We start from the raw sequence: 10,846 nt of genomic DNA on the forward strand, positions 1-10,846 counted from the left end.
GCGCGAACTCGCGCGCCAGCGCCTCGACGGTGCGCGTCTCGCCCTCGGTTCCGGGCGCCCGCCCCTGGAACGCGTCGGACGACAATTCCTGCGTCACCCGCTGCAGCGTCTCCAGTGAGATTTGCGGCGCGTGATCGGAGGTGGAGGCGGTGGTTGCGCAGCCCGCCAGAAGGGCCGCCGCGAAAGCCAGGATCAGACGCATCATTCTTCCCTCTCTGCCCGCCCGCGGCGCTTCTGGCATTCGGTCGCCGCTTTCGCAACCTTGCGTTCCGTGACGCTTCCCGCCACTATGCTGGACTGACAAGCGATTGAAACTGGGGGGTATATTTGTGAAACCTATGGTCGCCGCGTTGCTGGCGCTCTTTGCCGTGCCTGTCCAGGCGCAGGTGGATTCCGCTGTCGCCTTTGGCGCCCGGGAAAATGTCGAGTTCATCGCCCTCTCACCGGACGGCTCGCGAATCGCCTATTCGGTGCCGCGCCCGACGGGTCAGGGATCGCGGCTCATGACGGTCGAGGTCGGCGGCACCCAGCCGCGCGACGTGATCGCGGTCGACGGCGTCCGCCAGCGCCTCAGCGGCTGTAACTGGGTGTCGAACGCGCGTCTGGTCTGCACCGTGTACGGAGTCACCGAGTCGATCGGGACGCTGGTCCAGGCCAGCCGGCTGATCGCGCTCGATCTGGACGGTTCGAACGTGCGGGTGCTTGGCGAGCGGGACAGCGGCGATCAGGTCGCCAGCCGGCTCTGGGGCGGCAGCGTCATCGACTGGCTCGTGGGTCAGGAAAATGAAGTGCTGATGCAGCAGGTCTTCATCCCCGAGTCTCGCGCCGGCACCCTCCTTGCCCGGGATGAGGAGGGCATCGGCGTCGTAAGGGTCAATACAGCCACTTCCCGCACCCGGCGTGTCGAGCCGCCGAACGCCAATTCGTGGCGCTTCCTCGCCGACGGCCAGGGCAATGTGCGGATCATGGGCTCGATGCCTGTGCGTGGCGACGTGGCGCAGCGCGGCCGCATCGTCGCTCATTTCTACCGCGCGCCCGACTCCAGCGCTTGGGCGCCGCTCGGAGACTATGACAGCGTCACCCGGCGCGGTCCCTATCCGCTCGCCGTCGATGGCGCGCTCAACGCCGGCTATGTGCAGGAGCTCGTGGACGGCCGCGACCAGATCTACCGGATGTCGCTCGACGGCACGGGCCGGCGAGACCTCACGATCTCCCATCCGCAAGTGGACGTGGACAATGTGATCCGCCTCGGCCGGCGCGGCCGCGTGGTCGGAGCGAGCTATGCGACGGAGCGGCGCGAGACGGTCTATTTTGATCCGGAATTGCAGCAGATCGGGCAGCAACTGTCTCGCGCTCTGCCCAATTCGCCGTTGATCAACTTCGTCGGAGCCTCCGATAACGAGCGCCGGCTGCTGATCTTGGCCGGGTCGGACTCCGATCCGGGCACCTATTATGTGCTCGATCGCGACACCCGCAATCTCGAGCGGGTCATGCGGGCGCGTCCGGAGCTCGACGGGGTCACCCTGGCCACGGTCCGGCCGGTCACCTATCGCGCCGCCGACGGCACGCAAATTCCCGGTTATCTGACCTTGCCGCCGAATGGCCCCCAGCGCGGCTTGCCGGCGATCGTCATGCCGCACGGCGGGCCAAGCGCGCGCGACGAATGGGGCTTCGACTGGATGGCGCAATATTTCGCCAATCGCGGCTATGCCGTCCTGCAGCCCAATTTTCGCGGATCGGCCGGCTACGGTTCGGACTGGTTTCAGGTCAACGGTTTCCAATCCTGGCGGACAGCGGTTGGCGATGTGAACGATGGTGGGCGCTGGTTGGTCAGCGAGGGGATCGCCGATCCGGCCCGACTCGCGATCCTCGGCTGGTCCTATGGCGGCTATGCGGCGCTCCAGTCCGGGGTCGTCGACCCGTCGCTGTTCCGCGCCGTGGTCGCCATCGCGCCGGTGACGGACCTCGGCGAGCTGCGTCGAGAGATGCTGGAATTCAACAGTTTCGCCAACACGCGCGATTTTATCGGCGAAGGGCCGCATATCGCGGCCGGATCGCCCGCCCGCCACGCAGCGACAATCACCGCGCCGGTGCTGCTCTTCCACGGCGAGCTGGACCGCAACGTCCGCGTTCGTCAGTCGCATCTGATGCGCGACCGGCTGCGCGACGCGGGCCGGACGGTCGAGCTGGTCGAATTCCCCTCGCTCGACCATTATCTGATGGAGAGCGGGGCACGCGCCCAGATGCTTCGCCGCAGCGACGCCTTCCTGCGTCAGGCGCTCGGTATCCAGTAACGAAAAGGGCGGCCCCGCTGGGCCGCCCTTCAATGTCATCCCTGCTGGAATGGCTCAGCGCGAGTAGAACTCGACGACCAAGTTCGGTTCCATCCGCACCGGATAGGGGACCTCGTCCAGCGTCGGCACGCGCGTGAAGGTCACCTTGGCAGTACCGTCCGGCGCGACATATTCGGGGATATCGCGCTCGGCGAGGCTCTGCGCCTCCATCACCAGCGCCATCTCCTGCGCCTTCGGCCCGAGCGTGATCTCGTCGCCGACGTCGACCCGGCGTGAGGCGATGTTGCACTTCACCCCATTCACCCGGATGTGGCCGTGGCTGACCATCTGGCGCGCCGCCCAGATCGTCGGCGCGAACTTGGCGCGATAGACGACCATGTCGAGCCGGCGCTCGAGCAGGCCGATCAGATTCTGGCCGGTGTCGCCCTTCATCCGCGCGGCGTCGGTGTAGGCGCGCTTGAACTGCTTCTCGGTAACGTCGCCATAATAGCCCCGGAGCTTCTGCTTGGCACGCAGCTGGATGCCAAAATCGGACATCTTGCCCTTGCGGCGCTGGCCGTGCTGGCCGGGGCCATATTCGCGGCGATTGACCGGGCTCTTGGGACGGCCGAAGACGTTTTCGCCCATTCGGCGGTCGAGCTTGTACTTGGCGCTTGAGCGCTTCGACATGATCTGAAACTCCAATTCGCGTTGTCGTAAGTCCCTGGAACCGCACCGTCCGACCATGATGCCGGGCGCGGCCGCCGCTTCACCAGGGGTGCGGGGCCAATTGCGAAGGCGGGCACATGGCGGCTGAAGGGCTCGAAGTCAACCTTTCGGCCGCCCTTCCGCGAGCGCGCGGATGACGCCGCGCATCGCCTGGACCTCGCGCGTGGACCAGCTCGCCTTGGTGAGGATGGTGCGCAGCGTGTTCCTGGTCGCGGGCGTGCGGTCGGGGGGATGGAAATAGTCCGCCGCCTCCAGCGCGTCGAAGAGCTGCGCGATCATCCCCTCGAGATGCGCCTGCGGGGCGCGGGGCTCGGCCTCATCGCCGAGCGTTGGGACTGCGAGCGCCTCGTGCTTCGACCATTCGTAGGCGAGCAGCATCACCGCCTGGGCGAGATTGAGCGAGCGGAAGTCCGGGTTGACCGGCACGGTGACGATCTTGCCGGCGATCGCGACCTCGTCGGTCTCCAGGCCGGAGCGCTCGGCGCCGAACAGGATCGCCGAGGCGCCGTGATTGGCGTGGATTTCTTGTGCCGCCTCCTCGGGCGAAACCACCGGCACGACGAGCCCGCGCTTTCTCACTGTCGTCGCATAGACGGACGGGCAATCCGCCACCGCCTGAGCCACGCTGTCGAACACCCGCGCCCGCTCCAGCACGATGTCCGCACCCGAAGCCGCCGGCCCCGCGCTGGGATTGGGCCAGCCGTCGCGCGGCGTGACGAGCCGCAGGTCGGTGAGCCCGAAGTTGAGCATCGCCCGCGCCGCCTTCCCGATATTCTCGCCGAGCTGCGGGCGGACCAGAACGATCGCCGGCGGCAGGGAGCTCACTCTCTCCCCGCTTCAGATACCGTGCCAGCAAAATCCTCGAAGTCCTTGGCTTCGCGGAAGTCCTTATAGACACTGGCGAAGCGGATATAGGCGACGGGATCGAGCGCCTTGAGGCCCTCCATCACCATCTCGCCGATCCGGTGCGAGGGCATCTCGCTCTCGCCCGAGGTTTCGATCTGGCGCTGGATCGAGGAGGCGAGGCGCTCCATCCGCTCCGCCGGCACGGGGCGCTTGCGGCAGGCGATCGCGATCGAGCGCTCGAGCTTGCCGCGGTCGAACGGCTCGCGGCGGTTCTCCGATTTCACCACGGTCAGCTCGCGCAGCTGGATCCGCTCGAAGGTGGTGAAGCGCGCCCCGCAATCCTCGCACTGCCGCCGCCGCCGGATCGCCGAGCCGTCCTCGGTCGGACGGCTGTCCTTCACCTGGCTGTTTTCGTGGGCGCAGAACGGGCAGCGCAATTACAGATCCTGATAGATCGGGAAACGGGCGCAGAGCGCGCGTACGCGCTGCTTCACCTCGGCCTCGACCGCGCTGTTGCCCTCCTCGCCGTTCGCGCCGAGGCCCTCGAGCACGTCGGCGACCATGTCGGCGATGTCGCGAAACTCGGCGACGCCGAAGCCGCGGGTAGTGCCGGCGGGCGAGCCGACGCGGATGCCGCTGGTCTTAACTGGCGGCAGCGGATCGAAGGGGACGCCGTTCTTGTTGCAGGTGATCGCGGCGCGCTCGAGCGCCTCGTCGGCGTCCTTGCCGGTGACGCCGATCGGGCGCAGGTCGACCAAGGCGAGATGCGTGTCCGTCCCCCCCGAGACCAGATCCGCGCCGCGCTCCTTGAGCCGTCCGGCGAGCGCCTTGGCGTTGGCGATCACGGCGCGGGCGTAGCTCTGGAATTCGGGCCGCAGCGCCTCGCCGAACGCGACCGCCTTGGCGGCGATGACGTGCATCAGCGGCCCGCCCTGAAGCCCCGGGAAGACCGCCGAGTTGATCTTCTTGGCGATGGCCTCGTCGTCGGTCAGCACCATGCCGCCGCGCGGGCCGCGCAGCGTCTTGTGCGTCGTCGTCGTGACGACATGGGCGTGGCGGAAGGGGGAGGGGTGCTCGCCCGCCGCGACCAGCCCCGCGAAATGGGCCATGTCGACCATGAAGATCGCGCCGACCTCGTCCGCGATGGCGCGAAAGGCGGCAAAATCGATGTGGCGCGGATAGGCCGAGCCGCCGGCGATGATCAGGGTCGGCTTGTTCTCCTTCGCCAGCCGCGCGACGTCGTCGAAATCGATCAGATGGTCGTCGCGGCGGACGCCGTACTGGACCGCGTTGAACCATTTTCCTGACATGGCGGGCTTGGCGCCGTGGGTGAGGTGCCCTCCCGCGTCTAGGCTCATGCCGAGAATGGTATCGCCGGGCCTGGTGAGCGCGAGCATCACCGCGCCGTTCGCCTGCGCGCCGGAATGCGGCTGGACGTTGGCGAAGCCGCAGCCGAACAGTTGCTTGGCCCGCTCGATCGCCAGCGTCTCGACCGTGTCTGAGGGCGCGCAGCCTTGATAATAGCGCCGCCCCGGATAGCCTTCGGCATATTTGTTGGTGAGCAGCGATCCCTGCGCCTCGAGCACGGCGCGGCTGACGATATTCTCGGACGCGATCAGCTCGATCTGGTTCTGCTGACGGTCGAGCTCGGCGGCGATGCCGTCGGCGACCGCCGGATCCGCATCGCGCAGCCGGTCGGTGAAGAAGCCGTCGGGCTGGACGTCCCCGAGTGGATGGCTGCTCATGCGGGCTCCCTGGCGAAACTGGGGTGAGTGAGCTTGTCGATGCGCCGCTGATGACGGCCCCCACCGAAGGCGGTCGAGAGAAAGGCGTCGGCGCAGGCCTTGGCCATCTCGATCCCGATCAGGCGGCCGCCCATGGCGAGTACGTTGGCGTCGTTATGCTCGCGCGCGAGCCGCGCCGAGAGCGGCTCGGAAACGAGCGCGCAGCGGCAGGCCGGGTGGCGGTTGATCGAGATCGAGATTCCAATGCCCGAGCCGCACAGCGCGATGCCGCGCTCCGCCGCGCCCGCGGCGATCGCGTCGGCGAGCTTGTAGCCGTAATCGGGATAATCGACCGAATCGACGCCGTCCGGGCCGAGGTCGTCCACCTCATGCCCGGCGCCGCGCAGATGGTCGACCAAAGCCGCCTTCAGCTCGACGGCGGCGTGATCGGAAGCAATGACGATGCGCATCGCCTTTCCCTAGTGGAGGCCGACCGGATTCGCCACCAGATACTGCGGCGCAGGGCATGATGGAACGCGCACGCTGACAGTTTTCGCTCGGGCTCTAGACGCTATGCCGCGACCCATTTCCGCGCCAATTCGCTGCGATGCGGGCAGCCCGGCCAGCAGCAGGGCCGGCGCTTCCCCACCATCAGCTCTTCTTGAAGGCGCCCAAGACGCTTGTTCCGCGTCGCCGCCTGCTTGACGGACGTCATCCAGCAAATCCACTCATTGCGCGCCAACGCCGTCAGGCTATCCCATTTTTCCTGGAGGTCGCCGTCGTCCTGGAGCACCGCCCGGAGATCGGGTGGGAGCTTGTGCCTGAAGTCTCTGGATGACGGCTTTGCCATGTCGAAGCCGCCTTAAGCCGCCAGCCGCATCTCCAGCCGGCTCCAGATCTCGCTGAGCGCGCGGGTGAGATCGCGCATCATCGCCTCGGTATGGGCGGGCCCTGGAGTGAAGCGCAGCCGCTCGGTGCCGCGCGGCACGGTTGGGTAATTGATCGGCTGCACGTAGCAGCCATATTCCGCGAGCAATATGTCGCTGATCTTCTTTGCCCGCACCGGATCGCCGACCAGCAGCGGCACGATATGGGTGGTCGAGGGCATCACTGGCAGCCGCGCCTCGGCGAACAGCACCTTGAGCTTCGCGGCGCTGGCCTGCTGCGCCTCGCGCTCCGCCGACGAGGCCTTGAGGTGCCGCACGCTCGCCAGCGCGCCGGCCACGAGCACGGGGGAGAGCGAGGTCGTGAAGATGAAGCCGGGCGCATAGCTCCTGACCACATCGACGATGTTCCGGTCGGCGGCGATATAGCCGCCCATCACGCCGAACGCCTTGCCGAGCGTGCCCTCGATGATGGTCAGCCGGTCGGCGACCCCATCGCGTTCCGAAATTCCGCCGCCGCGGCTGCCGTACATGCCGACGGCGTGGACCTCGTCGAGATAGGTGAGGGCGTTATATTTGTCGGCGAGGTCGCAGATTTCCGCGATCGGCGCGACGTCGCCGTCCATCGAATAGACGCTTTCGAAGGCGATCAGCTTCGGCGCCTCGGGGTCGGCTTGGGCGAGCAATTCCTCGAGATGGGCGAGATCGTTGTGGCGGAAGACCTGCTTCTCGCAGCCCGAATTGCGGATGCCCGCGATCATCGAGGCGTGGTTGAGCGCGTCGGAGAAGATGATGCAGCCCGGCAGCAGCTTCGCCACCGTCGAGAGCGTCGCCTCGTTCGAGATGTAGCCCGAGGTGAAGAGCAGGGCCGAATCCTTGCCGTGCAGGTCGGCCAATTCGGCCTCCAGCTCGACATGATAATGGGTGTTGCCGCCGATATTGCGGGTGCCGCCCGAGCCCGCGCCGCAATCGCGCAGCGCCGTCTCCATCGCCGCGGCGACGTCGGGATGCTGGCCCATGGTGAGATAGTCGTTCGAGCACCAGACGGTGATCGGCTTCGGCCCGTTATGGCCGTGAAAGCAGCGCGCGTTGGGGAAGGAGCCGCGGTCGCGCAATATGTCGATGAACACGCGATAGCGGCCCTCCGCGTGCAGCCGCTCGATCGCTTCCGCAAAGATGCGCTGGTAATCCAAGGCTCTCGTCCCCGTTGCTCGTCCGCCCAATAGCTGAATTGCCTCCTAAAAGGCCAGAGCGAAACGCTCGCAATAAGGGCTTTCCCTAGAGCTTCTCGATCCGGGTCAGTCCGAAATCCGCGAGAGGGGCGCGATAGGGCTCGGTATCGATACCGCCCGTGAACATTGCGATTCCCTCTTGCGCCGCCTCCGGCCAGGCGAGATCGCGGGTCAGCCATTGGGTCCGTCGGGCGATTCCCGCATTGCCGTCGACGAAGGCGAGCGGGCGGGGCGCCGCAGTCGCCAGCTCCTCTTCCACCAGTGGAAAGTGCGTGCAGGCGAGGACGACCGTGTCGATCCGCTCGCCTTCCCCCTTGGAGAGCAGGCCGTCGAGGATTCGCGCGTAGGCCGCCGGCTCGGGGGCCTCCCCGCGGAGCTTGGCCTCGGCCAGCTCGACCAGCTCGGCCGAGCCGTGGCGGATCACCGTGCAATCGGCGGCGAACTCGGCCGCGAGCCGGTCGACATAAGGCTGGACGATCGTCGCCGCCGTCCCGAGCACGCCGATGACCCGGGTCTTTGAGAGCGCCGCCGCCGGCTTGATCGCCGGCACCGTGCCGACGATCGGCAGATCGAGCGCAGCGCGCACCGCGTCGAGCGCGATCGTTGAGGCGGTGTTGCAGGCGATCACGATCAGCGCCGGATCGTAACGCTCGGCGAGCCGCCCGAGCAGAGCCGGCACCCGCGCCGCCACTTCCGCCGGGCTCTTCGTCCCGTATGGAAAGCCGGCGCTGTCCGCCGCATAGACGATCGGGGCGCTGGGCAGGAGCATCCGGATCTCGCGCAGCACCGAGAGCCCGCCGACGCCGGAATCGAAGATCAGCAAAGGCCGCGCCCGCTCCATCGCCGCCGCTCTAGCGGCGCCCGGGACGGGCGGCAAACGCGGTTGCGCGGATCGCGGCCGCTGCTTAGGCATCGTGCAAAGGGGGTCATGTGATCACTTTCGACACGTTGTTCGAGCCGGTCGCGTCGCTCCTTCTGGGCTATCTGCTCGGCGCGATTCCGTTCGGACTGGTGCTGACCCGGCTCGCCGGTCTCGGCGACGTGCGCCAGATCGGCTCGGGCAATATCGGCGCGACCAACGTGCTGAGGACCGGCCGCAAGGGCCTCGCCGCCGCCACCCTTCTGCTCGACGCCGCCAAGGGCGCGGCCGCGGTGCTGCTCGTGGCCATGCTCTGGCCCGGCATGGGACTGGAGGGTCTGGCCGCGATCAGTGCCTTCCTCGGCCATCTCTATCCCGTCTGGCTGCGCTTCAGGGGCGGCAAGGGGGTGGCGACGATGATCGGCGTCGTCGCGGCGCTCTCCTGGCACGTGGGGCTGGCGATGGCGGCCGTCTGGCTGCTGGCGCTGGCGGTCACGCGCTATTCCTCGGTCGGCGGCATGCTGGACGCGGCCAGCGCCCCCGTCGCGGCCTATTTCGTCGGGCGGATCAGCCTCGTCATGCTCTTCGCCGGCTTCGCCTTGCTCGTCTTGTGGAAGCACCGCGCCAATCTCGACCGCCTCTTCCGGGGCACCGAGCCCAAGGTGGGCCGCAAGGCCGGCTGATGGGCGCGCCGGCGGACCAGATCGCGCGGCTCCGGCTGATCCGCTCGGACAATATCGGCCCGGTCACCTATTTCCAGCTGCTCGCCCGCTTCGGCTCGGCCCAGGCGGCGATCGACGCGATCCCCGATCTCGCCGCGCGCGGCGGCGGCCGGGCGCCCAAGCTCGCCGGGCGCGAGCTCGTCGAGCGCGAGATCGCGCAGGTGGGGCGGCTCGGCGCACGCTATTTGTTCCTCGGCCAGGGGCTCTACCCGCCGCTGCTCGCCGAGCTCGAATCGGCGCCGCCCGCGCTCATCGTGAAGGGCGATGCCGCCCTGCTCGACAAGCCGGCCGTCGCGATCGTCGGCGCGCGCAACGCCTCGGCCGCCGCTTGCCGCTTCGCCCGAATACTCGCCCAGGGGCTCGGCGCGGCGGGGCAGGTCGTGGTCTCCGGCCTCGCCCGCGGCATCGACAGCGCCGCCCATGACGGCGCGCTGGAGACCGGCACGATCGCGGTGATCGCCGGCGGCATCGATGTCGCCTACCCGCCGGAGAACGAGGAGCGGCAGGAGGCGATCGCCGCGCGCGGCCTGCTGGTCGCCGAGCAGCCGCCCGGGGTCGAGCCGCGCGCCCGCCATTTCCCTTATCGCAACCGGATCATCGCCGGCATCGCGGCGGGGACGGTGGTGATCGAGGCGGCGCCCAAGTCGGGCTCGCTGATCACCGCGCGCCACGCCGCCGAATATGGCCGCGAGGTGATGGCCGTCCCCGGCTCGCCGCTCGATCCGCGCGCCCAGGGCTGCAACCTCCTGATCCGCGAGGGCGCGACCCTCGTCCAGACCGCAGAGGACGTGCTCGAGGCGCTCAGCCCGATCCACCCGCGCCCCTTCCGCCAGGCGAAGCGGTCGTACGCGCCCCCCGAAACCGCCGCCGACACCGACGAAGCGACCCGCCGCACCGTCACCGACCTGCTCGGCCCCACCCCGGTCCCGGTCGACGAGCTGATCCGCCAGGCCGGCCGCTCCCCGGCCGAGGTCCAGACGGTGCTGCTCGAGCTGGAATTGGCCGGCCGGCTCGAGCGCCATGCGGGCGGGCGAGTGAGCTTGGCCTAGGGTCCGGACTCATAAGCAGGCGCGCTCCGATGCCTGAACCCCACTCTGAAATTACCTGGAAATCATGCCAGCCTAATGCCAGCCTAATTGAGTACGGACCCTATCGGTCGAACGCCTCCGGTCCCCTCCGACAGACGGGGGCGGGGCTGCGCGCGGTGCACAAGGTCGCCGTGTCGAGATGGCGGCTCGCCCAGGCGATGTCGGCCGCGCTCGGCACCCGGCGGAACGCGACCTGTGTGACGTGGAGGTCGTTCTGGCCGGCGATGGCGCGCAAGAGGAAGGTCTCGGGGAGGCCCGTCGCGGGATTGCGCGGGCAATCGACGCGGAAGGACAGCGCCGGCCGTCCCTCGACTTGGGATCGGGCGGGCGGGCCGGAGCGATAGCCGGGGCAGCCGTTGGCGAGGCCGCCCATGAAATGTCCGTACCATTCGTCGAGCGAGCCGCCGCGCGCGATCACGCCGGCGAAGCGCTGCGTCGTCGCCATCCGCGTCCAGCGCTGGACCGTCTCGCCCGCGGGAATGCGCTCGA

The 10,846-nt window shown here is 68.3% G+C and carries 12 protein-coding genes and 1 pseudogene; 3 read left to right on the forward strand and 10 right to left on the reverse strand.

Annotated features, from left to right (window positions below; translation table 11 throughout):
* Nucleotides 1-205 (reverse strand): annotated as a pseudogene (locus tag ACT4N8_RS16085) (peptidase M28); the annotation flags it as partial.
* A gap of 133 nt (nucleotides 206-338) precedes the next feature.
* On the opposite strand from ACT4N8_RS16085, the gene ACT4N8_RS16090 reads away from it, so the two are divergent.
* The gene (locus tag ACT4N8_RS16090; protein ID WP_444859133.1) at nucleotides 339-2,294 is read left to right on the forward strand and encodes an alpha/beta hydrolase family protein; all 1,956 of its coding nucleotides are present in this window, start codon (nucleotides 339-341) and stop codon (nucleotides 2,292-2,294) included.
* Between the two features lie 54 nt (nucleotides 2,295-2,348).
* Here ACT4N8_RS16090 and rpsD read toward each other — a convergent pair whose 3' ends face one another.
* From rpsD to murI, 8 genes are all read right to left on the reverse strand, one after another.
* On the reverse strand, nucleotides 2,349-2,963 hold the full coding sequence (rpsD, locus tag ACT4N8_RS16095) for a 30S ribosomal protein S4 (protein WP_444859122.1): 615 nt from the start codon (nucleotides 2,961-2,963) through the stop codon (nucleotides 2,349-2,351).
* Nucleotides 2,964-3,101: 138 nt separating this feature from the next.
* The gene (locus ACT4N8_RS16100) at nucleotides 3,102-3,827 is read right to left on the reverse strand and encodes an RNA methyltransferase (RefSeq protein WP_444859123.1); all 726 of its coding nucleotides are present in this window, start codon (nucleotides 3,825-3,827) and stop codon (nucleotides 3,102-3,104) included.
* Nucleotides 3,824-4,285: a transcriptional regulator NrdR gene (gene nrdR / locus ACT4N8_RS16105; protein ID WP_444859124.1), complete on the reverse strand. Its 462-nt coding sequence runs from the start codon at nucleotides 4,283-4,285 to the stop codon at nucleotides 3,824-3,826. Before nrdR ends, ACT4N8_RS16100 begins: the two co-directional genes overlap by 4 nt.
* Nucleotides 4,286-5,593: a serine hydroxymethyltransferase gene (gene glyA / locus ACT4N8_RS16110; protein ID WP_444859125.1), complete on the reverse strand. Its 1,308-nt coding sequence runs from the start codon at nucleotides 5,591-5,593 to the stop codon at nucleotides 4,286-4,288. It lies immediately after the preceding gene.
* Nucleotides 5,590-6,042, reverse strand: a complete 453-nt coding sequence (gene rpiB / locus ACT4N8_RS16115) for a ribose 5-phosphate isomerase B (RefSeq protein ID WP_444859126.1) — start codon at nucleotides 6,040-6,042, stop codon at nucleotides 5,590-5,592. The genes glyA and rpiB overlap by 4 nt, the downstream gene beginning before the upstream one ends.
* A gap of 101 nt (nucleotides 6,043-6,143) precedes the next feature.
* Nucleotides 6,144-6,422, reverse strand: a complete 279-nt coding sequence (locus ACT4N8_RS16120; RefSeq protein ID WP_444859127.1) for a YdeI/OmpD-associated family protein — start codon at nucleotides 6,420-6,422, stop codon at nucleotides 6,144-6,146.
* Nucleotides 6,423-6,434: 12 nt separating this feature from the next.
* Entirely contained in the window at nucleotides 6,435-7,649 is a 1,215-nt protein-coding gene (gene hemA, locus ACT4N8_RS16125) for a 5-aminolevulinate synthase (RefSeq protein WP_444859128.1), read from the reverse strand.
* 85 nt (nucleotides 7,650-7,734) lie between these two features.
* On the reverse strand, nucleotides 7,735-8,529 hold the full coding sequence (gene murI, locus ACT4N8_RS16130; RefSeq protein WP_444859129.1) for a glutamate racemase: 795 nt from the start codon (nucleotides 8,527-8,529) through the stop codon (nucleotides 7,735-7,737).
* 89 nt (nucleotides 8,530-8,618) lie between these two features.
* On the opposite strand from murI, the gene plsY reads away from it, so the two are divergent.
* Both plsY and dprA read left to right on the forward strand, forming a co-directional pair.
* The gene (gene plsY, locus ACT4N8_RS16135) at nucleotides 8,619-9,230 is read left to right on the forward strand and encodes a glycerol-3-phosphate 1-O-acyltransferase PlsY (protein ID WP_444859130.1); all 612 of its coding nucleotides are present in this window, start codon (nucleotides 8,619-8,621) and stop codon (nucleotides 9,228-9,230) included.
* On the forward strand, nucleotides 9,230-10,318 hold the full coding sequence (gene dprA / locus ACT4N8_RS16140; protein WP_444859131.1) for a DNA-processing protein DprA: 1,089 nt from the start codon (nucleotides 9,230-9,232) through the stop codon (nucleotides 10,316-10,318). Before plsY ends, dprA begins: the two co-directional genes overlap by 1 nt.
* 100 nt (nucleotides 10,319-10,418) lie before the next feature.
* Here dprA and ACT4N8_RS16145 read toward each other — a convergent pair.
* On the reverse strand, nucleotides 10,419-10,846 hold a 428-nt coding region (locus tag ACT4N8_RS16145; protein WP_444859132.1), incomplete at its 5' end, for a hypothetical protein.

This window comes from Sphingosinicella sp. (genome assembly GCF_052387495.1).
In the GTDB taxonomy this organism is placed as follows: Bacteria; Pseudomonadota; Alphaproteobacteria; order Sphingomonadales; family Sphingomonadaceae; genus Allosphingosinicella.